At 59.9% G+C, this 21,259-nt stretch carries 24 protein-coding genes; 21 read left to right on the top strand and 3 right to left on the bottom strand.

Going from position 1 to position 21,259, the window contains the following annotated elements:
* Window positions 1-105: 105 nt before the first annotated feature.
* Together BLQ55_RS10730 and rpoS are read left to right on the top strand one after the other, a co-directional pair.
* A complete protein-coding gene (locus tag BLQ55_RS10730) occupies window positions 106-951 on the top strand; it encodes a peptidoglycan DD-metalloendopeptidase family protein (protein ID WP_060738980.1) in 846 nt (281 codons plus the stop codon).
* Between the two features lie 106 nt (window positions 952-1,057).
* Window positions 1,058-2,065: an RNA polymerase sigma factor RpoS gene (rpoS, locus tag BLQ55_RS10725; protein ID WP_047227588.1), complete on the top strand. Its 1,008-nt coding sequence runs from the start codon at window positions 1,058-1,060 to the stop codon at window positions 2,063-2,065.
* 491 nt (window positions 2,066-2,556) lie between these two features.
* On the opposite strand, the gene fdxA is transcribed toward rpoS, so the two are convergent.
* From fdxA to BLQ55_RS10710, 3 genes are all read right to left on the bottom strand, one after another.
* Window positions 2,557-2,880: a ferredoxin FdxA gene (gene fdxA, locus BLQ55_RS10720; protein ID WP_092202175.1), complete on the bottom strand. Its 324-nt coding sequence runs from the start codon at window positions 2,878-2,880 to the stop codon at window positions 2,557-2,559.
* Between the two features lie 142 nt (window positions 2,881-3,022).
* Window positions 3,023-5,590: a DNA mismatch repair protein MutS gene (mutS, locus tag BLQ55_RS10715; protein ID WP_170847603.1), complete on the bottom strand. Its 2,568-nt coding sequence runs from the start codon at window positions 5,588-5,590 to the stop codon at window positions 3,023-3,025.
* A 574-nt stretch (window positions 5,591-6,164) separates the two neighbouring features.
* Window positions 6,165-6,506, bottom strand: a complete 342-nt coding sequence (locus tag BLQ55_RS10710; RefSeq protein ID WP_092253772.1) for a DUF6124 family protein — start codon at window positions 6,504-6,506, stop codon at window positions 6,165-6,167.
* Between the two features lie 600 nt (window positions 6,507-7,106).
* Between BLQ55_RS10710 and BLQ55_RS10705 the strand changes: the two genes are divergently transcribed.
* The 19 genes from BLQ55_RS10705 (at window position 7,107) to BLQ55_RS10615 (ending at window position 21,257) form a co-directional block, all read left to right on the top strand.
* Window positions 7,107-7,841 carry a LexA family transcriptional regulator gene (locus BLQ55_RS10705; protein ID WP_092205059.1) on the top strand — a complete coding sequence of 245 codons (735 nt, stop codon included), beginning with the start codon at window positions 7,107-7,109 and terminating at the stop codon, window positions 7,839-7,841.
* Between the two features lie 467 nt (window positions 7,842-8,308).
* On the top strand, window positions 8,309-8,491 hold the full coding sequence (locus BLQ55_RS32460) for a Com family DNA-binding transcriptional regulator (protein WP_256326560.1): 183 nt from the start codon (window positions 8,309-8,311) through the stop codon (window positions 8,489-8,491).
* Window positions 8,492-8,511: 20 nt separating this feature from the next.
* On the top strand, window positions 8,512-9,156 hold the full coding sequence (locus BLQ55_RS10695; RefSeq protein WP_092205054.1) for a hypothetical protein: 645 nt from the start codon (window positions 8,512-8,514) through the stop codon (window positions 9,154-9,156).
* Between the two features lie 85 nt (window positions 9,157-9,241).
* On the top strand, window positions 9,242-9,670 hold the full coding sequence (locus tag BLQ55_RS10690; RefSeq protein WP_092205053.1) for a hypothetical protein: 429 nt from the start codon (window positions 9,242-9,244) through the stop codon (window positions 9,668-9,670).
* A gap of 130 nt (window positions 9,671-9,800) precedes the next feature.
* Window positions 9,801-10,151 carry a phage holin family protein gene (locus BLQ55_RS10685; RefSeq protein ID WP_025212143.1) on the top strand — a complete coding sequence of 117 codons (351 nt, stop codon included), beginning with the start codon at window positions 9,801-9,803 and terminating at the stop codon, window positions 10,149-10,151.
* Window positions 10,152-10,187: 36 nt separating this feature from the next.
* Window positions 10,188-10,700 carry a hypothetical protein gene (locus tag BLQ55_RS10680; RefSeq protein ID WP_092253770.1) on the top strand — a complete coding sequence of 171 codons (513 nt, stop codon included), beginning with the start codon at window positions 10,188-10,190 and terminating at the stop codon, window positions 10,698-10,700.
* A gap of 3 nt (window positions 10,701-10,703) precedes the next feature.
* A complete protein-coding gene (locus BLQ55_RS10675) occupies window positions 10,704-11,315 on the top strand; it encodes a phage baseplate assembly protein V (RefSeq protein WP_092253768.1) in 612 nt (203 codons plus the stop codon).
* A gap of 11 nt (window positions 11,316-11,326) precedes the next feature.
* Window positions 11,327-11,659 carry a phage baseplate protein gene (locus BLQ55_RS10670; RefSeq protein ID WP_092253765.1) on the top strand — a complete coding sequence of 111 codons (333 nt, stop codon included), beginning with the start codon at window positions 11,327-11,329 and terminating at the stop codon, window positions 11,657-11,659.
* Window positions 11,656-12,651: a baseplate J/gp47 family protein gene (locus BLQ55_RS10665; protein WP_092253762.1), complete on the top strand. Its 996-nt coding sequence runs from the start codon at window positions 11,656-11,658 to the stop codon at window positions 12,649-12,651. Before BLQ55_RS10670 ends, BLQ55_RS10665 begins: the two co-directional genes overlap by 4 nt.
* Complete coding sequence (locus tag BLQ55_RS10660; RefSeq protein ID WP_092253759.1) at window positions 12,648-13,283, top strand: phage tail protein I; 636 nt, start codon at window positions 12,648-12,650, stop codon at window positions 13,281-13,283. Before BLQ55_RS10665 ends, BLQ55_RS10660 begins: the two co-directional genes overlap by 4 nt.
* The gene (locus BLQ55_RS10655; protein WP_092253756.1) at window positions 13,284-15,227 is read left to right on the top strand and encodes a phage tail protein; all 1,944 of its coding nucleotides are present in this window, start codon (window positions 13,284-13,286) and stop codon (window positions 15,225-15,227) included.
* Between the two features lie 8 nt (window positions 15,228-15,235).
* Complete coding sequence (locus BLQ55_RS10650; RefSeq protein WP_092253754.1) at window positions 15,236-15,655, top strand: phage tail assembly chaperone; 420 nt, start codon at window positions 15,236-15,238, stop codon at window positions 15,653-15,655.
* Window positions 15,656-15,745: 90 nt separating this feature from the next.
* On the top strand, window positions 15,746-15,955 hold the full coding sequence (locus tag BLQ55_RS10645; RefSeq protein ID WP_092253752.1) for a hypothetical protein: 210 nt from the start codon (window positions 15,746-15,748) through the stop codon (window positions 15,953-15,955).
* 2 nt (window positions 15,956-15,957) lie between these two features.
* Window positions 15,958-17,124: a phage tail sheath protein gene (locus tag BLQ55_RS10640; protein WP_092205046.1), complete on the top strand. Its 1,167-nt coding sequence runs from the start codon at window positions 15,958-15,960 to the stop codon at window positions 17,122-17,124.
* A complete protein-coding gene (locus BLQ55_RS10635; RefSeq protein ID WP_092205045.1) occupies window positions 17,124-17,630 on the top strand; it encodes a phage major tail tube protein in 507 nt (168 codons plus the stop codon). Before BLQ55_RS10640 ends, BLQ55_RS10635 begins: the two co-directional genes overlap by 1 nt.
* 151 nt (window positions 17,631-17,781) lie before the next feature.
* Window positions 17,782-18,357: a phage tail assembly protein gene (locus tag BLQ55_RS10630; RefSeq protein WP_092205044.1), complete on the top strand. Its 576-nt coding sequence runs from the start codon at window positions 17,782-17,784 to the stop codon at window positions 18,355-18,357.
* Window positions 18,358-18,485: 128 nt separating this feature from the next.
* Window positions 18,486-20,669 carry a phage tail tape measure protein gene (locus tag BLQ55_RS10625; protein ID WP_092253750.1) on the top strand — a complete coding sequence of 728 codons (2,184 nt, stop codon included), beginning with the start codon at window positions 18,486-18,488 and terminating at the stop codon, window positions 20,667-20,669.
* Window positions 20,669-21,052: a phage tail protein gene (locus tag BLQ55_RS10620; RefSeq protein WP_072410629.1), complete on the top strand. Its 384-nt coding sequence runs from the start codon at window positions 20,669-20,671 to the stop codon at window positions 21,050-21,052. Before BLQ55_RS10625 ends, BLQ55_RS10620 begins: the two co-directional genes overlap by 1 nt.
* Complete coding sequence (locus BLQ55_RS10615) at window positions 21,045-21,257, top strand: tail protein X (RefSeq protein ID WP_058542798.1); 213 nt, start codon at window positions 21,045-21,047, stop codon at window positions 21,255-21,257. The genes BLQ55_RS10620 and BLQ55_RS10615 overlap by 8 nt, the downstream gene beginning before the upstream one ends.
* Window positions 21,258-21,259 lie beyond the last annotated feature (2 nt).

Here is a 21,259-nt window from a genome sequence, read left to right as displayed (position 1 = left end):
GTTGCGCTTCATTAATAGAGGCGCAGTCGTTGCCAGCTATATTTGTATGAACGCTGCCTGGACAGGCAGCCTCCAATTTTTCAGCCACCACAAAGGGAGCGGCGGGTGAGTCTCACAGTCATTGCGCAGCGTATGGGTATCACGAGCTTTCAGCGCCTGGTGACTGGCCTTGTCTTGAGCACTTTGCTGGTCGGTTGTTCCAGTACGCCGTCGAGCAATGTCCGGGTTGTCGATCGCAACAGTGCAACACCTCAACGTCCTACGGTAACGACGGGCCAATATGTAGTCCGTCGCGGCGATACGCTGTTTTCCATCGCTTTTCGCTACGGCTGGGACTACAAGGCCCTCGCGGCGCGCAACAACATTCCTGCGCCTTATACGATTCACCCCGGTCAGACAATTCGCTTCGATGGCCGTAGCGGTTCAACGCCTACCGCAGTGGTGACACAGTCGGGTTCGACGGCTTCGTCGTCGAGCAAAACCACTGTCATTCGCCGGCCGGCGGGGTCTGGAACAGCGGTAATACCGTCCGTCGCGAGCAAACCGGCCCCTGCTCCGATGCCTCCTGCGGGTCCCGCCCCGACTGGCTGGGGATGGCCTTCTAATGGCGTTCTCATTGGAAAATTCTCTTCAAACGGTAGTTTGAATAAAGGAATTGATATCGCCGGGGATTTGGGACAGCCTGTTTTAGCCGCGTCTGATGGCACGGTTGTGTACGCCGGGAGTGGTTTGAGGGGCTACGGCGAACTCGTGATCATCAAACACAGCGATACCTACGTCAGTGCCTACGGTCACAACCGCAGGCTGTTGGTTCGGGAGGGGCAGCAGGTCAAGGTCGGACAGACAATTGCCGAAATGGGATCAACGGGAACGGACCGGGTGAAACTGCACTTTGAGATTCGCCGACAAGGTAAACCAGTCGATCCGCTGCAATTCCTGCCACGTCGTTGATTTGATTGTCAGCCTGTTCCGTCACGTAGAGGGAACAGGCTCCAGCGTTGCCAAGGATAAAGGCGTCGCTTGAGCTTGAGGTCGAACTCACCAAAGGACTATAACAATGGCTCTCAGTAAAGAAGTGCCGGAGTTTGACATCGACGATGAGGTTCTCCTTATGGAGACCGGCATCGCTATGGATTCGATGTCGAATGATGAAGGGGCGACTCCACCTTCCGTTCGTGCCAAATCCAGACACTCCGCTTCACTTAAACAACATAAGTACATCGATTACACCCGGGCGCTTGACGCCACTCAGCTGTACCTCAACGAAATCGGTTTTTCGCCACTGCTCTCTCCCGAGGAAGAAGTTCATTTTGCGCGGCTGTCGCAAAGTGGCGACCCGGCCGGTCGAAAACGCATGATTGAAAGCAACCTGCGCCTGGTGGTGAAAATCGCCCGACGCTACGTCAATCGTGGGCTTTCGCTGCTGGACCTGATCGAAGAGGGCAACCTGGGCCTGATTCGCGCCGTTGAGAAGTTCGACCCCGAGCGCGGCTTCCGCTTCTCGACCTACGCCACCTGGTGGATCCGCCAGACCATCGAACGGGCGATCATGAACCAGACCCGGACGATCCGGTTGCCGATTCATGTGGTCAAGGAACTGAACGTCTACCTGCGGGCTGCCCGCGAGTTGACCCAGAAACTCGACCATGAGCCTTCACCTGAAGAAATCGCCAACCTGCTGGAAAAACCGGTGGGTGAGGTCAAGCGCATGCTTGGGCTCAACGAGCGGGTCTCCTCGGTGGACGTTTCCCTGGGGCCGGACTCGGATAAAACCTTGCTGGACACCCTCACCGATGATCGACCTACCGATCCATGCGAGCTGTTGCAGGACGATGACCTGTCCCAGAGCATCGACCAGTGGCTCTCGGAGCTGACCGACAAGCAACGGGAAGTGGTGATCCGCCGCTTCGGCTTGCGGGGGCATGAAAGCAGCACCCTTGAAGATGTAGGCCTGGAGATTGGTTTGACCCGTGAACGGGTCAGGCAGATCCAGGTGGAAGGCCTCAAGCGTCTGCGAGAGATCCTGGAGAAGAACGGCTTGTCGAGCGAGTCGCTGTTTCAATGACCTGAATGCAGCGCAGCAAGAAAAGCCCCGACTGGTTCGGGGCTTTTCCGTTTCCGAAAGATTGTTTTTTCCATAGCCGCTCTATTTGTAGGTTCGACTTGTAAGCCTTTGCCTAGTGTTGCGTAAGCGATCGGTTTCTCATTGGCGGGACAGACAGCTATAAGTGTCGTGATTTTTTTGTACTTATATGATTTATAAAGACTTTTATTTTGTGAATGTGGCGTGACAGAGCCAGCCACCTGTATCAGCCGTGTTGCACTCGCCTGGGAAAATACTAATATCTGTCCTGTGTCGACGGACAGACACACCCGTCAAGGACGATGGGAAGGAAGGACATCGCAGGACGCGATTCATCAGGACGATGAATAGGATTAAAGGGATTAGGGAAAAAATGTGGGCGGGTCAAACCGCCCCTTTTTTTTTGCCTGCGATTTCTTGAATCCGGAAAAGCAAAAAGGCCCGCAAGGGGCCTTTTCAGCGAACGATGGTAATCAGCGTTCCAGGTCTGCGATCTTGCCAGTCTTGCCATCCCACTCTGCGGCGTCCGGCAGCGGGTCTTTTCTCTCGGTGATGTTCGGCCAGATGTCCGCCAGTTCGGCGTTCAGCTCGATGAAGTTTTCCATGCCGGCCGGCACTTCGTCTTCCGAAAAGATGGCGTTCGCCGGGCATTCCGGTTCACACAGGGCGCAGTCGATGCACTCGTCCGGGTGAATGACCAGGAAGTTCGGCCCTTCGTAGAAGCAGTCCACCGGACAGACTTCTACGCAGTCGGTGTACTTGCACTTGATGCAGTTGTCGGTGACGACGAAGGTCATTTCTAATTCTCTCCTCAGGCGGCGGCAGCGGAACCCGTTCACGGTGGGCTCGCCAGGTTCGGGAGCGATAGTCTGCAGACCAGGCTAATTGCCTGCAGCATCCCAAACCGCGCGAGATTCTAACAGCTTGAAAGCCTGTGCGTTAGATCCGTGTCTTCAATGTATAGAGTAAATCCAGCGCCCGGCGTGGGGTCAGGTCGTCCAGATCGAGTTTGGCCAGCTCGTCGAGCACCGGATGTGGCAGGCTGGCGAACAGGTCGCTTTGCTGCGGTGCGGCCGGTTTGCCCTTGGTCGAGCGTGGCGCTTCGTGGGGCAGGCTGGTGGTTTCCAGGCGGCTCAGGTGCTCACGGGCCCGACTGATCACTTCGCTCGGCACTCCGGCCAATTGTGCCACTGCCAGGCCGTAGCTCTGGCTGGCCGGACCAGGCAGCACGTGGTGCAGGAACACGATACGCTCGTTGTGCTCGGTGGCGTTGAGGTGCACGTTGGCCACCAGCGGCTGGCTTTCCGGCAATACGGTGAGTTCGAAGTAGTGAGTGGCAAACAACGTGTAGGCTCGCAGGTGCGCGAGGCGTTCGGCTGCCGCCCAGGCCAGGGACAAGCCGTCGAAGGTACTGGTGCCACGTCCGACTTCGTCCATCAGCACCAGGCTGCGTTCGGTGGCGTTGTGCAGGATGTTCGCGGTTTCGCTCATTTCCACCATGAAGGTCGAACGTCCACCGGCCAGGTCGTCGCTGGAGCCGATCCGGGTGAAAATCCGGTCCACCAGGGACAATTCGCAACTGGCCGCCGGGACGAAACTGCCGATGTGGGCCAGCAGCACGATCAGTGCGGTCTGGCGCATGTAGGTGGACTTACCGCCCATGTTCGGACCGGTGATCACCAGCATGCGGGTGTTGTCGTCCAGGCTCAGGTCGTTGGCCACGAACGGTGTGGTCAGTACTTGCTCGACCACCGGGTGACGCCCTTGGCTGATGCGCATGCACGGCTCGCTGACGAAGCGCGGGCAATTCAGGTCCAGGTTCAGCGCGCGTTCGGCCAGGTTGCTCAGCACGTCCAGTTCCGCCAGGGCACCGGCGGTGTCCTGCAACGGCGGCAATTGGCTGATCAGGTCCTCGAGCAGTGCTTCGTAGAGCATCTTTTCCCGGGCCAGGGCGCGGCTCTTGGCGGACAGCGCCTTGTCTTCGAACGCCTTGAGTTCCGGGGTGATGAAACGCTCGGCGCCCTTGAGGGTCTGGCGGCGAACATAATCGGCCGGGGCTTGCTCGGCCTGCTTGCTCGGCAGCTCGATGAAGTAGCCGTGGATGCGGTTGTAGCCGACCTTGAGGTTGGCCAGGCCGGTGCGGGCTTTTTCCCGGGCTTCGAGGTCGATCAGGAACTGTCCGGCGTTTTCGCTCAGCGCTTGCAACTCGTCGAGTTCGGCGTCGTAGCCGGTTTTCAGCACACCACCGTCGCGGATCACCGCTGGCGGGTTGTCGATAATGGCCTTTTCCAGCAGCGCGGCCAGGTCCGGGTAGGTGCTGGTGGTGCGCGCCAATTGTTGCAGGTGCGGCGCTTCGAGGTCGGTCATCGCCACTTGCAGTTCAGGCAAGGCGCCGAGGGCATCGCGCAGGCGGGCCAGGTCACGGGGACGGGCGTTGCGCAGGCCGATACGGGCGAGGATTCGCTCGATGTCACCGATTTCCTTGAGCTGCGGTTGCAACTGCTCGAAGCGATAACGATCCAGCAGGCAGGTAATGGAGGATTGACGCGCCAACAGCACGGTCAGGTCCCGCAGCGGCCGATTCAACCAGCGGGTCAACAGGCGGCTGCCCATGGCGGTCTGGCAGCGATCGACCACCGATTGCAACGTGTTGTCGCGCCCGCCGGCCAGGTTGGTGTCCAGTTCCAGGTTGCGGCGGCTCGCGCCGTCCAACACCACGGTGTCATCCAGGCGTTCGTGACGCAGGCTGCGCAAGTGAGGCAGGGCGGTGCGCTGGGTTTCCTTGGCATAGGCCAGCAAGCAACCGGCCGCGCCAATGGCCAGGGTCAGGTTTTCGCAGCCGAAGCCCTTGAGGTCCTGGGTGGAGAACTGCTGGCAGAGACTTTTCAGCGCCGAATCACGCTCGAAATCCCACGGCGCCCGACGTCGCACGCCACGGCGTTTTTCTGCCGGCAGGTCTTTGGGCCAGTCATCGGGGATCAACAGTTCCACCGGGTTGACCCGCTCCAGCTCCGCCAGCAGGTTTTCCCAGCCCTTGATTTCCAGCACCGAGAAATTGCCGCTGGTGATGTCCAGCACTGCCAGGCCGAACAGGCGCTCATCGCCCAACACCGCGGCGATCAGGTTGTCCCGACGTTCATCCAGCAAGGCCTCGTCACTGACCGTACCCGGGGTGATGATCCGCACGACCTGGCGTTCCACGGGGCCCTTGCTGGTGGCCGGGTCGCCGACTTGCTCGCAAATCACCACGGATTCGCCGAGCTTGACCAGCTTCGCCAGGTAACCTTCCGCCGCGTGGTAAGGAATCCCACACATCGGAATCGCCATGCCCGCCGATTGCCCACGCGCCGTCAGGGTGATGTCCAACAGCTTGGCGGCCTTCTTCGCGTCCTCGTAGAAGATTTCGTAGAAGTCGCCCATGCGGTAGAACATCAGCTGGTCGGGGTGCTGGTTCTTCAGGCGCCAGTATTGCTGCATCATGGGCGTGTGGCTGGAGAGGTCGTTCACGGCTGTATTCATGGGGTGTCAGGCAAGCTCGTTGAAAGGTGTGGGGCAAAAGGAGGGGCATTGGCCCGGCTTTTCCGCGATGGGCGCAAGGTTAACATGGGTGGTCTGGTGCTACCCAGCGTTTGGGATTGTGTGTATATCCGTTGCTGCGGCAACGGCTACTTATGGTTCCGCCCTTACGGCGGCTCACTTTCGAAGAGCGCGAAAGTAAGCAAAGCGCTTTTGCCCCACCACTCGGTGCCTCGCCTAGGCTCGGCATGCCTGAACGAAGGCATTGCTCCGTGGGCCGCCGCGAAGGGCCATCCATGGCCCAGCGCGGCTAACCCGGCATCCATGCCGGGTTGCCCACTGCGCAATACCTTCGTTCAGCCAGCGTGGTTAATGGGGCGCCGAGATCAACGTCCACCGCGAGGCGGCCTGATAGCCGACCTGATTCTTGGTGGGACCGCGTTTCCCCTGTGGGAGCGAGCTTGCTCGCGATGACGGCTGCCAATACAACTTGGTTGTAACTGGACTACCGCTATCGCGAGCAAGCTCGCTCCCACAGTGATTACTCGGGCTTCTCTTAGAAGGCCTACCTCACTTCAACCACATCCAACGCCCGATTCGCCAGCAACTGGCCCAGCTCAATCATCTGTTGGACCCCCAACGCGATATGTCGTCGCGAGCCCTCCAGGTCGAACGCCAGGTCACTGACCATCGCATTGGCCGAGGCCAGGGTTTCGCTGAGGTTGGCGAGCAGGCATTCGGCGTCGATGTCGGGGGCGATGATGAAAAGGGTGTCGGGTGTGTCGCAGGTGTTTTTGTCGGCTTTCGGCTTGAGGTAATAGTCCAGGGCGCGGGTGGCTGCGTCATCGAGTTTCTTGGTGTTGCGGGAGACGTGATCGTCCGGGGGATTTGGAGTGTGCTTCGGCATTCTATGGATCCTTGAAGTTGAGCCACCACTCACTCGCGACTAAACGAGGGGGGCAGCTGTACGCAGGTTAGTCGACCGGGGATCCAAGAAACCGGCGCGCCCGAGGGCGCCCTGCGCACAGCTACCATCAAGTGCAGGAATAGAAGTACCTGACTGAATGGAGCAATGAGCACCTTGGAATACCGAGCGACTAAACCCGATCACTGATGGGCAGTGACGAGACCAAAGTACCGATGGGATCCAAGGTGGACAAGCCGGCGGATTCTGGCGCAGTTGTAGGCAGAGGCGCAAGGCGACGTAGCCTGGTGTCGCACATTTGAAGGACGCGAATCGAGGGATTTCCCAAGAAGTTGTAGGGGAAATTCCCCGTGACCAGCAAGCTCTTGTGGCGAGGGGATTTATCCCCGTTGGCTGCGAAGCAGCCCTAGAGTCAATTCAATCTGCCTGACACGCCGGCCGCGGGATTTGGGGGCCGCTTCGCGCCCCAGCGGGGATAAATCCCCTCGCCACAATGACTGAATATGCTTCAAGTGAGCCGTATCTCATATTTATGCAAAACAGCATTTGTCTTCTGCGAAAAGAACAAGCACTATGCGCGTTATGCAAAAACGCAACGTTTCTACCGTATTAAGAGCATTGCTCGATCAGCACGGGATCTCCCCCACGGAGCTTCACCGGCGTACCGGCGTGCCTCAGTCCACCCTCTCGCGGATCCTCAGCGGCAAGATCGTCGACCCTTCGGATAAACACATCTCGAAGATCGCCGAATACTTCGCCGTGAGCACTGACCAGTTGCGCGGGCGCGCGGACGTTGCGCCCGGTGGCAATGCTCGCCGCGATGAGCCGCATTCCGAACTCAAGGACATAAGCCTGTGGGACGACGAAACACCCGTCGAAGAAGACGAAGTGTCGGTCCCTTTTCTGCGCGAGGTTGAATTGGCTGCTGGATCAGGAAGATTCGTCATCGAGGAAAGCGAGCGCTCAAGCCTGCGCTTCGGCAAGCGCAGCCTGCGCCATAACGGCGTGCAGTTCGACCAGGCCAAGTGCGTGACGGTGCGCGGCAACAGTATGTTGCCGGTGCTGCGCGACGGTGCCACGGTCGGGGTGAACGCAGGCAAATGCGGGATCGGCGACATCGTCGACGGTGACCTCTACGCCATCAATCACAACGGCCAACTGCGGGTGAAGCAGCTTTATCGCCTGCCCACCGGCATCCGCCTGCGCAGCTTCAATCGCGACGAACATCCGGATGAGGACTACACGTTCCAGGAAATGCAGGACGAGCAAATCGTCATCCTCGGCCACGTCTTCTGGTGGGGCATGTACGCCCGTTAACCCCCCCCGCTGTCAGATAAAACCCGCCGTCGTGCGGGTTTTTTTTCGTCTCTCGAAAGCCCTCAACCCCTGTATCTACGAGGGGTTTATGCGTCTGCGCATTTTCGCGCATAAATAAATGCATTTGCGCATTGACTGTATATGCATCCATGCATATTCTGTGTCCAAGCCGCTCGACAAAGTGGCTGGCAACGAAGCTCTTTAGTTCCACCAACAGGCAGCGATGAACCGGCCTTAACGGTTCAGAGGGTTGGCAACTGACCCGGGTGTGCAGCGTAAAGCACCAGAAGCAGTTATCCGGCGGGCAGGGACCGCGGCCGGAGGAACAATTTGAATGGATCCGTACCGCGCCAGTCGCGCCGAAAGATCAAGCGCATTACTGAAAAGCCTGGGCAACCGGGCTTTTTGGAATGCCTGCACCGTGAGGTGCGTTCAACCACATCACCGCCGCCAATGGAGGGCTTTCAATGTTGAAGGATTTCAGATGCGGTCACTGCAAACGACTTCTGGCCCGCGTGGGCGAGAACACCGAACTCCAGATCAAATGTTCCCGGTGTGGGACGTTGAATCATGTGAAGGCCGTTGAGCCTCGAGTGAGCGCCGGCGAGCGAACAGCGTGTGGAATAGACCCTGCACTCCGTGCTCAATGACATCCATCGAGGTAAGAAAAATGAAATTGCTCAAAAAAATCCTACTGGCGACTGCGTTTCTGTCGTCCTTCGTGTCCCTGAACACTTGGGCTGATACGGCCATGTCGTGGAACCTGGCCCGGGACATGTACCTGATGACCGAAGCCGCGCCCCCCGGTTCGCCATGGTCATTCATGCAAAACAAATCGGGGGTGAATGCCTCGGCCAACTACACGCTCTTTCCTACGTTCAAGGCGGGGACATGCAATGGTCAGCCAACCACCTGCTGGCGGGACGATGCTACGGGAGCGTGGATTTCCATTCCCAACGCAAATTTCACCTTCACCGGCTCAGGCACCAGTTTCGTATTCAAGCAGGGCGACGTAGCCACACATCCCGGTACCAACAGCCAGAGCATCTTCCGTTGGGCCAGTCCTGTCACTGGCAACATCAACGTGCTGGGTCGGGTCAACGACCTGCATAACGCCTGCGGGGATGGTATTGGCTGGTCGCTGAACCTGGGTGACACCGTGCTCCAGTCCGGGAGCCTGGCAAACGGCGGCAGCACTACGTTCATGTTGAACAACGTCGCAGTCACGCCGACGTCTTTGCTTTATCTGGTTATCGACAGGAAGGCTAACAACTCTTGCGACGCGACCAGTGTGGACATGCTGATTACTCGGTAGGCGTAACAGGGGCTCCGGAGGTATCCAGTTAAAAGAGTTGTATTAACGCGCCTCAAAAACCTATTTATCTAAGGGAAGTAAGCTAATGAAAAAATTATTCAGCATGCTGCTCGCAGCCGTCCTGGCGACCCAGGCCCTCCATGCGTCTGCCGAAACCTCGCCTGTCGGTTCCTGGCAATTCGCTTCGTACCATGTTCCGGGCGGCGGTTTTTATGCCAACCAGACGATCTGTTTCAAAGAAGACAATACCTGGTACTCGAGCTCCCAGGCCGGTTGGAAGGGCGCATGGTTCCAGAACGGGGACGATCTCCAATGGAATGGAAGTGTGCCAATGCCGGGTGCAGGGAGCGCCAACAATCTCGCGACCATTGCCATGGGCAAGTTCGATGCCGCAGGTTCGATGTCGGGTAACTACGCGGAATGGGCAGCACCCAGTGCGCTACCGCTGCCTTGGGACAGGCACTACACCTACACCATGACTTACAAAGGCGCGACCTGCGCTGCGCCAAAGTGATGTCGGCCTTCAATGACCTGACAAACGCTTGAACGCCGCCTCCAGTGACTTAACGGGTTGCAATGACCCACCTCTCTTTCAACTTCAAACAACTTACCCGCCCAATCTTAATCACCCCAGGAAACGAGACATGACAAACGAGCAACAAGCGTTGCTGGACATGCCGATCTGGCTGGTCATCGTGCTCGCCCTGGTGGGCGGGGTGTCCGGCGAGATGTGGCGCGCCGACAAGGAGGGGGCCCGTGGCTGGCCGTTGCTGCGCCGCGTGGTCCTGCGCTCCGGTGCCTGCGTGGTCTGCGGGGTTTCGGCAACCATGCTGTTGTATGCCCTCGGCATGTCGATCTGGAGTGCTTGCGCCCTGGGTTGCCTGACCGCCATGGCCGGTGCCGATGTGGCGATCGGTCTTTACGAGCGCTGGGTCGCCAAGCGGATCGGCGTTTGCGAAGTGCCACCGCGGGACCTTCCTCCCGACCAACCGTGAACCCACATCGCTGATCCATTCACAAGGAGGCGATCAATGCCCGTCCTTATCGAAAAACCGTCGCAGCTGTTCGCCGCCATTGCCCAGACGCTGCGCATCACTTATCCCACCTTGAAAGTCGGTAGCCCCCAGGATTTCGATGGCACCGACGACCAACCCTGGGTGCTGATTGCCATTGAACGCGATGCGTCAGGCAACCGTGCCAATGACGGGCGTATCGCCCATGTCCTGACGGTTTCCCTGCAAGTGGTCATGGCCGTTCCAGGCTGGGAGGCCTGCGATCTGGCCGGTGAATTGAAGCACTTGGTCGTGGATAACCGCTGGGGCCTGTCGGGCGATCAATGCGATCTGCCCACGGAAATCGATGGCCTCGCATCCACGTTCATCCACGAAGCACGGGCTTACACCGCCTGGACCCTTTCCTTCGACCAAACCCTGTACCTCGGCCCGACGCTGCTGGAGGACCCGTTGGGCATCCCGAAATTTGCCCGTACCTGGGAAGTGTCGAACATCGACGACCCGGATCAATACACCGCACTCGAGGGCTGAGCCATGTTCGATGGGCTGTTACGGATGCATCTGGGGCCGATCATCGAGCGTCTGGCACAGATGGAAACCGAGCTGGAAGACCTGCATCGGCGTGCGGAGAGTTTCTGCCGCATTGGCGTTTGCCAGGAAGTCGATGCGGCCAGCAACACCTGCAAGGTCAGCCATGGCGGGTTGCTGACACCGGCGATCCGCTTTTTCAATCCGAGCGCCGGCGCCCAGAGCGAGTCGCGGATTCCGTCCGTGGGCGAGCAGTGTCTGCTGCTGAACCATGGCGGCGGCGAGAGCGGCGGGCAGGCGGTGGCGTTGTTCGGCCTCAACGGCGGTCAGTTCCCGCCCGTCTCGACCCAGGCCTCGCTGACGCGGCGCCTCTATCAGGACGGTACGGAAAACGGCTACGACCATGCCAGCCATGTCCTGCACTGGCAAAACGGCCCGGCGGCGTTCAGCGGTTCTCGTGAAGCCCTGCAGTTGAACATTGGCCCGTCGCGGTTGGCGATGACAGCCGAGGCCATCGAATTGCAAGTCGGCGCCGTCGGCATTCGGCTCGACGCTTCCGGTGTGCACCTGAGCGGCCCGGTGGTGGATCACCAGGGACGCGTCATCAGTACCGCATAAGAGATTTCCTCATGATTGGAATCGATCGAAATACCGGCGCCACGGTCGACGACTGGCTGCAGTTCGTGCAGCGCGCCACCCGTGCATTGACCACGCCGTTGGGCACTCGCCAGAAGCGCCCGTTGTACGGCTGCGCACTCACGCAGTTGCTGGGGCAGAACCTCGGCGACGACCTGCTGATCCTCGCCCAGAGCCACGCGGCCCAAGCGTTCTACAACCCGGAGAATGGCATCGATGATTTCGAGCCGCAGGTCATTGTCGCCAGCCGGCACGGTGCCGGATTGCTGCTGCGTTTCGCCGGCACCTGGAAAAACCGCAAACAGACTTTCGAGGTGGTGACATGAGCATGTTGATACCCGGCCAGAACCAGTTGGCCGAACCGGCCATCGTCACCGTCGAAGCATTCGAGGACCTTCTCGCGGAGTTCAAGACCTTCGTGGTCGAGTACGTCGCGGCACGCTCTCCCGCCAGCGCGGCGAAGCTGGTGGACAGCCTCGAAAACGAAAGCGAACTGCTGACCCTGGCGCTTGAGGCGTTCTGTGTCCGGCTGCAAACCCACGAACGCAAATACAACGCTCGCATCAAGCAGATGTTGGCGTGGTGGGCCACCGGGACCAACCTCGATGCTCGCCTGGCGGACATGGGGCTTGATCGTCAGTTGCTCGACCCGGGCGATCCTGCGGCGTTCCCTCCCATTCCTCCGGTCTACGAGAGCGATGACGATGCGCGGTTGCGCTACTACCTGGCGCCCCATGCTCCGGCGGCGGGCTCGCGCATGCAGTATCGGCGAGAGATTTTTACCTTGGGGGAACGGCCTGTCGTGAAGGTGGAAAACGCCTCGGCCGGTGTGGTGACAGTCACCTACACCTTCGACCCGGACGGTCGTGCGGCACAGGTCAAGGATGGTAACGCACGTCGGACGGCGCCGGGCCAGGTCACGGTCACGGTGTTGTCCCGTGAGGGGGATGGGACGCCGTCCGAAGCGTTGCTCGACGGTGTTCGCCAGCATTTCGCTCGGCCTGATGTGCGACCGGAAACGGACCTCGTTATTGTCCAGGGCGCGCAGATCAAACCCTACAAAATCCGCGTCGTGGCGAAGATCAACGCCGGCCCGGATTCGGGCTTGACCCAGGTTGCCGCCGAACAGCAATTGCGGGAATACGCCGAGGCGTGTCATCGATTGGAAGGTCGGGTGGACCCGAGCTGGATCGACTACACGCTGCACAGCGCAGGTGCGGTTCAGTTGGAGATTCTCGAACCGCTCCAGCCGATCGTGACGACGGCTTTTCAAGCCCCGTATTGCACGGGCGTCGAGGTCGAGGTGGAGACGTTATGACTGACGACACACCCCGCCCGGGCCTGCTGCCGATCAACAGTTCGCCACTGGAACGGGCGCTGGATCTCGGTTTCGCCCGGCTGCTCGAACGCATCGATCCGCCGTTTCCCGAGCTGATGAACCCGGCGGCCACGCCCCTCGCATTCCTGCCGTATCTCGCGGCGGACCGCGGCGTCGGCGAGTGGAGCTCTGCGGCGCCTGAGACTGAAAAGCGCCTGACCGTTGAACTCGCCTGGCCCACCGCGCGGCAGGCCGGGACGCGAAAGGCGCTGGAAAATGCCGCCAAGGGTTTGCAACTGATGCCTGAAGTACGCGCCTGGTATGAGCAAACGCCACCGGGCCCGCCCTACAGTTTTTCCGTCAGGGCGTTTACCGAGCAGCCCTACAGCGAAGTCATCGATGCCCGTCTCGACCGTCGCCTGGCCGATGCCAAGAGCGAGCGCGACACCTTGACGGTGTCTGTCGGCTTGAGGGCTTTCGGCAGGCACGTCATCGGCGCCGCGACGCTGTGCGGCGAACTGACCACGGTTTATCCGGTTGTCATCGAAGGGCTCGAAGCCTCGGGCCAGGCTTTTATGGCCGCCGGGCTCTACACCGTCGAAACCTCCACTATTTATCCACAGGGGTCCTAAATGGCCGACTACTACACCCTGCTCACCGATGCGGGGATCGCCTACGAAACCGCCTGCAAGGCGGCGGGCACACCCATCAAGCTGTCGCAGATTTCCGTTGGTGACGGCGGCGGCGCGGAATACAACCCGGCCGCGACGGCGACGGTACTCAAGCGCGAAGTCTGGCGTGGGCCGCTCAATGCGCTGTTCCAGGATGAAAACAACCCGAGCTGGCTGCTGGCCGAGGTCACCATCCCGTCCGATGTGGGCGGCTGGTATGTGCGTGAGGCTGGGATCTGGACCGATACCGGGATTCTGTATGCGATTGTCAAATATCCGGAGTCGTTTAAACCGGTGTTGGCGACTTCCGGTTCGGGGAAAGAGTTTTACATTCGATCGATTTTCGAGACCAGTAATGCTGAGCTGGTGACGTTGTTGATTGACGATACGGTGGTCAAGGCGACGCGGGCCTGGGTGGCCGGCTATGTGGCCGACGAACTCGCCAAACTCGACAGGAAGCAGTCGGTGCGGGTGGCGACAACGGCCAACATTGCCTTGAGTGGCGCACAAGCCATCGATGGTGTTGCGGTGATCGCCGGGAATCGGGTCCTGGTCAAGTCCCAGGCCTTGGCGAAAGACAACGGTATTTACATTGCCGCGAACGGTGCTTGGGGTCGGGCAAAGGATGCCGATGCGAGCGTCGACGTGACTTCGGGGTTGATTGTCTCGGTGGAGGAGGGCGCGACGCTTGCCAACACGATCTGGCAGTTGATTACCGACGGTACGATTGTACTGGGCACTACGGCGTTGACGTTTCAGAACATCACTCAAGGATTTGCGCCGCTCAATTCGCCGGTGCTGGTTAATCCGACGGCCAATACGCCGCCGCTATTCGACAACACGAAGTCGATCGCGACGACTGAATACGTTATGCGTGCCGCCGGTAACTATCGCGGCTTTACAAGTTTGACCACTACCACCACTTTAACGGCTTCGTCTGTTGGCACGCTGGTTACAACTATTGGGGCCTTCACCATCACTTTACCGATGGTCAATGCCCTGCCGGCAGGGGGCACAATTCATTTCCGGAATATCGGCAGCGGCGTCGTCACTGTCGTTTGTGCTGGTACTGACAGCATAAACTCGGGCGCCGGACAGATTACAAGTATTGAATTGCAAATAGGCGCCTCTCTGGAACTGACCGGTAATGGTGCGAGTGCCTGGTGGGCTGCTGGATCCGCGCAGTTGCAGTATTCCAAGGTATTTGGTGCTACCGCGGCACAATTCGACAGCACTAAGTTTCTGGCCACGACCGAGTTCGCAAAACGCATGGGAGTTGAATGGTCGAACTTTAATTCGGTCAATGCCAGTATGGTGTTGGGCTACGCTAGCGTAGGCGGTGTCGTCAGTGCGGCATCCGCAACGGCGCTGGCCCTTACCCTGCCATCTACCGGGGGAGTGCCGAATGGCGGCACGATTCTGGTCCTAAGCGCTGGTTCTGGCGCGGTAACGCTACTTGCATCAGGCGCGGACATTCTAACCAACGCATCCGGTACTACGATTCCGATTGTGCTTGGGCAAGGTGATTCGGCGCTGTTTTCCAAGGTGGCGGGCGAATGGCGATTGGTCGGCGGTACCGTAGCGTTGAAGTACTCCAAGGTATTTTCTGCGACGTTCGGCTATGACTCCAGTCAGCCTTTGCCCAGTGGTTGGATATGTAAAACCGGACATGGTTCGACCAGTGGCACTGCTGGAGTGGTGCCGGTCACGTTTCCCGTTGCATTTCCTACTGCGTGCATGGCTGTAGTCGCCAATTATGGCGGAGCTTCTTCGTCACAAACCCCCTCGCTTTGTCAGGTTGGTAATCCGACCCGTACGGGCTTTACAGGCTATCTAACCAGTGTGGTCAGCAACGCCGGCGCGGTAACGGAGGGGGGGTTTAATTGGGTGGCAATTGGGTACTAGGGGGAAATATGTACGCTAAATGGATTGAGGAAGATGGGCGTTTTGCCTTCGATCAAATTGATAATGGAGGCGTTGAGATAACCGATGAGGAGCACGCTGAGCTTTTTCAGTCGGGTAGAGGATTTAAAGTCATTGTGCTTGGGACCGATGGTCGTCCGGCGTTGCAAGAACCGCCATTGCCCACATTGGATGAGCTTGCGCATGCTGAGCGCGCTTGGCGAGACAAGCAGCTTGCAGCGACTGACGGGGTTGTTACACGTCATCGCGACGAAATGGAGGACGGTACCGTGACTACACTGACTTCTGATCAGTATGGGGCGTTACAAGCCTATCGCCGTGCCTTGCGCAATTGGCCGGCGGACGGAGAGTTTCCGCTGATCGAGCATAGGCCTGCAGCGCCTGATTGGCTGGCGATGCAAAACCAATAAACGCCCCGCACCGACGGGGCGTTTTCTTATCCGTCAAAAACAACCCAAAGCCCCTTCCCAAGGGGCTTTTTCATATCTGGAGAAACAGAAATGGCACAACGCCAAACCTACACCGTGCTCCTTCCATTTCCCACCGGAGGTGGTCACTGGTCGACCACCGGCCAGGAACTCGACCTGCTCGACGTCGAGGCCAACGCCTTGCGCAGCGCCGGTCGCCTGGAGCTGAAAAAAACCGAGGCCGGCGAATCGGTCTCCGCATCCACCCCGGCCAAAAAGGCCGCCAACAAGAAGGCTGAATAACCATGGCTGAGGTTTTGAACTTCGAGCACAACGGCATTACCGTCAATGCCACTGAATCTCCCGAGGCCATGGGTGGCCTGGGTGACAACGTCATCGGGCTGGTCGGCACCGCGCCGAACGCCAACCCGCTGATTCCGAAAAATACCCCGTTCCGTATCAACAGCTTCACCACCCAGGCCCAGTTGGACCCGACCGGTGCCGAAGCGGGGACGCTGTTCCATGCCGTCTACCAGATCCTCAAAGTGGTCAAGGTGCCGGTGTACGTGGTCATCGTCGAAGAGGGCGCCACGCTGGCCGACACGCAGAACAACGTGATCGGCGGTATCGAGGCGCAGACCGGGCGCAAGTTGGGCTTGGCCGCGTTGAGTGGGGTCGCTGAAGACCTGACCATCATCGGCGCGCCAGGCTTCACCGGCACCAAGGCCGTTGCCAGCGAGTTCGCCTCGTTCGGCAAGCGCATCAAGGCCCGTGTGGTGCTCGATGGCAAGGACGCCGCGGTCGCCGACCAGGTGACCTACAGCCAGGAACTGGGCGGCGCCGACCTCGGTTTCGACCGTTGCCTGGTGGTGCACAACATGCCGGCGGTGTACTCCAAGGCTGCGAAGAAAAACGTCTTCCTGGCCCCGTCGAGCCTGGCCATCGCCGCCCTCGCCAAGGTCAAGCAATGGGAGAGCCCGGGCAACCAGGTCACCTACGCCGAAGACGTTTCCCGCACCGTCGAATACAACATCCTCGACACCTCCACCGAAGGCGATCTGCTCAACCGCTACGGCGTCAGCTACTACGCCCGGACCATCCTCGGCGGCTTCTCGCTGCTGGGCAACCGTTCCATCACCGGCAAGTTCATCAGCTACGTCGGCCTGGAAGATGCTATCAGCCGCAAACTGGTGAAGGCCGGCCAGAAGGCCATGGCCAAGAACCTGACCAAGTCGTTCATGGACCAGGAAGTCAAGCGCATCAACGACTGGCTGCAAACCCTGGTCGCCGACGAAACCATTCCCGGCGGCAGCGTGTACCTGCACCCGGAATTGAACAGCGTCGAGAAGTACAAGAATGGCACCTGGTACGTGGTCATCGACTACGGCCGCTACGCGCCGAACGAACACATGATTTACCAACTCAACGCCCGCGATGAAATCATCGAGCAGTTCCTGGAGGACGTTCTCTAATGTTTACCAACCGCGTAAGACAGGCCATCGCGGCCACCCTGCAGGGCCTGCCGTTGTCGGCGACCGTGGAAGATTTCACCCCGCCGAAGATCGAATTCGAGATGGAAGAGATGCGTGGCGGCCGTTTCATTGGCGAGGAGATGGCCAAGGCCGGCAAAGCGCTGACGGCCAAGCTGACGCTGCAAGGCCTCGGTCCGGAAATCATGCTGGCGCTGGGTGTGAGTGTGGGCGACGACATTCTGCTGAACGTGCGTGAAGCCGGCCAGGACCAGGACGGCAACACCTGGTTCACCTACCACACGGTGGGCGGCAAGTTGAAGTCCCTTGAGGAAACCACGCTGAAGATGAACGAGAAGCCCAAGACCATCCTCGATTTGTCCTGCCGCACCTACAACCGCCTGGAAAACGGCGTCCCGGTGATCGACATCGACGTGCGCACCCAGAAGTTCGTGCTCAACGGCGTCGACATCCTCGGCGATGCTCGCCGTGCGGTGTTGTTGCCGTAAACGAATGCCCGTCAGTTGCACCCAATCCCTGTGGGAGCGAGCTTGCTCGCGATAGCGGTGGTCAGCCCACATCGATGCTGACTGATCCGACGTCATCGCGAGCAAGCTCGCTCCCACAGGTTGTCCTCTGATTCATCAAGGAACCGATTCCATGTCCTGGACGCCTCCCGTTCACGTCTTGCTGTCGCCGATCACCGGTGACGACGAAACACAGATCGAGCAACTCCCCCTCAAGCCGCTGTACTACGCCGCGCAAAAAGACGCCCTGGCCCGCGCTGGCGATGACGAAGACGATCAGTTCTTCGAGTTGGCCAAGCTGGCCACCGGGCTGTCGGTCAAGGAACTCGACCAGCTCAAGCGCCCGGACTACGTGAGCATTGCGCAGTACGTGCATGAAATGTCCACCCGTCCAACGTCCCACTTCCTGGAACAGGTGGCCGGCGCACCCGCCGACCCTGACCAGGTACAGCTGCTGCAACCGCTCGACGTCGCGGGCCGCAGCATGACTTCGCTGACCCTGGAAATGCCGGTGCTGCGGGCCACCAAGGCGATGAAAAAACTGAAGACGGCCAAGGAACGCGCCGAGTTCATCACCGCCCATTGCACCGGTCTGATGATTCCCGATCTCGACCGGCTGACCGTGCCCGACTGGACCCAGTTGCAGGTGCGCATCGACGATTTTTTAAACAAACCGGCGGACTTCTTTCGGAGCGCGACATCGAAGTGATCCTCGATGTGGTGCCGCTCATTTACTCGGTAAGTGAAGCGGAAATCCTGGAGTGGGACGCCGGCAAGGCCTTGCGCCGCTACGACATCGCGATCACTCGCCTTGGCGTGAAACAGGAGTAGAGCGGGATGGCGGACGATAGATATTCGCTCAAATACGCAGCCTTCAACGAGAGTGGGTTGGCGTTCGGTAATACCAGCCTTACCAGTGGCGTGTCGGCGCAAGGCGCGTTCGCCAGGGACCAACTGGCGAGCCTCGATCTGGCGCTGGAAACACTCGGGCTCAAGCTTGGCGTGCTGACCACGGCGATCGAATCATTGACCGTAAAGCTGTCGGCGCAACGATTGTTCTCCCAAACGATGGGCACCGACGCCAAGGGCGAGTCGGCCAGTGAGCCAAAGGGCAAGTCGAGTGGCGGTATCGAACCACCGGCGCTGCTCAAACCCGCAATAGCGATGGATTCGGCCATGGCCGATCTGAAAAAGGCCACCCAATTCGGGCCGCGCCAGATTCAACAGGTGGCTGAGTCAACCCAGCAGATCGCCACCGCACCGTTGGTGGCGGCCAGGGGCACCACGGCGGTTGAAGTGGTGAGGATGCAAAGCCTGGCGGCGGGGAAGGGCATCGGTAGTGACGTGCACGATGCCTCGGAGCGACAGTTGGCGCTGTCGCGTTTTGCCTCGGATGCTGGCGTCACTGCGACGGCGTTCGAGATGCCGGCCATGAAGGCCGCCGAAATGCTGGCCGACTGGCGCATTTCCATGAAGCTCAGCGGCGCCGAAGCCTTTGACTTGGCGGATGCCACCAACCAGTTGGGCAAGTTACCCGATGGTGCGAAACCGGCTGAGATCGGTGCGGTCTTGCAGCGTGACGGTGCGGCGGCGACGACGGCAGGCCTGGCCCCGGCACAAGCCGCAGCGTTGACGGCGGCGTTGCTCAATACCGGTACCCGACAAGCTGAAGCCGGCGTGGCGCTGGATGGTTTCACGACGGCCCTGGGCAAGGGTGACCAGATCTCCGCCACCGAACAAATGGCCTGGAAACAGTTGGGCCTGGAGCCCAATGCGGTGGCGGGCGGTTTGCGTGACAAGGACACGGCGCCTGGCACGGTGATGACGGTGCTGGCGGCCTTGAACGCGCAACCGGCCGAAAATCGCTCGACCCTTGCCGCCACGCTATTCGGCAATGGCGATGAGGCGGTGCTGCGCATGGCGCAGAAACTGCCCGATGTGAACGCCGCCTTCTTGCAGGTGAAAGACCCAGGCCAATACGCCACGTCGCAATTGGGCAACGACGGCTCGGTGCGGCAGGACGCGTTGGCGCTGTCGAACACCCGGCAAGGCCAGTTGAACATCCTCAACGCCCGCAACGAGCGTTTGTCGGTGGCCACGGGAAACGCCCTGATGCCTGTGGCGGATAACTCGTTTCAGTGGCTGGGCTCGCTGGCCGATGGCCTGAGTGAGTTGGCTGAGTCTTCACCTAAAGCCACTGCGGCCATTGTACTGCTGGGGGCGGCGATCAAACCGCTGGTGGGGGCGTTGCTCAAAGCCGTAGCGGATGAGATGTCCAATCAGGTGGCCAAGCGGGTGTTGGGCAAGGCTGCTGCGCACCTTCCCGGCCGATTGGGCGAGGTGATCTCCGAAGATTTCAGGAAAAATCCTCCTGGGGACAAGCTGGATACCAGCAATGCCAGCCAGCGTCCCGAATCCACGAGAGGGCCGAAAATACGCGTCAGTACACGAGGCTCGCGGGGAGGCGCAGGGCGTTTTTCACTCGGGCCAACGGCCTCATTACGCTCGATGACGCGCAACGCGCCCGGCCCATTGAAAGTGGTCGGCGCCGTCGCTGATGTGGCCGAGGGTGTGCTGACCGGCGACAAACGGATGATGGGCGCAGGCCTGGGAGCCGCCGGTGGCGGCTGGGCAGGCGCGGCTGCGGGGTCTGCGGCCGGTGCCGCTTTGGGCAGTGTCGTTCCGGTGATCGGCACTGCCATTGGGGGGCTGGTTGGCGGACTGCTGGGCGGCTGGCTGGGGAGTGATGCCGGCGCGTCCCTGGGGGAAAAACTCGTCGCCCCCGCCGCCGACAGGCTCGCCGCTCCAGACCAGGTCAGCAAAGACCTGGCCAGCACCCAGACAACCACACATCAGAACACCATGACCGCGAACATCTACATCAACGGCCAGGACCAGGCCAGTGCCAGTCAGTTGGCCAACCTGGTCGTGCAGCAGCTCTCGGGCCAATTCGGCTTGACGACCATGCCCAGCTCACTGGCCATGCGCACTGACGCCGCCCTGACCGACGGAGGTACTTGATGCGTCAACAAATGGCACTCGGCAGTTTCATCTTTGGGCTGTCGAGAAAGTTCGCGTACCACCAGTTGGTACACACGTCGGACGGTGGCTGGAAAAGCATCGACATTCTCACCAGCAAACCCAAGTCCAGCCAGATCGGCCAGGGGCTGCAAGGGCTGACAATCACGGGCAAGTCGATGTACGCGACCGCCATGGATCGTCTCGATGAGCTGCGCGCATTGCAGGCGCAGCGCATCCCCCTGCCGTTGGTCGATGGCATCGGCCGCAACTGGGGCCTGTGGCAGATCAACAAGGTCACGGAAACCCAGACCGAAATCATTGATGACGGCACGGCGATGGTGGTCGGCTGGGTGGTTGAATTGATGGAGTTCGCCAATGCGTAGGGTTCGAAGTATCGCCGGTGATTCGGTGAATCTGTTGCTGTACCGAGAACTGGAGCGTTGTGACGATATCGTCGAGGAGGCGCTCTGGTTGCTTAATCCGGGGCTGGCTGAATGGGGCCCGGTATTGCCGGCGGGCGTATGGGTTGTCTTGCCGGAAGTGGACCTCAAGCCCGTGGCAACCCCACCGGTTTCGGCCTGGGATTAAGG

The organism is Pseudomonas sp. NFACC13-1, assembly GCF_900104425.1.
In the GTDB taxonomy this organism is placed as follows: Bacteria; Pseudomonadota; Gammaproteobacteria; order Pseudomonadales; family Pseudomonadaceae; genus Aquipseudomonas; species Aquipseudomonas fluorescens_AA.
This window is presented reverse-complemented; position numbering and strand designations above follow the sequence as displayed.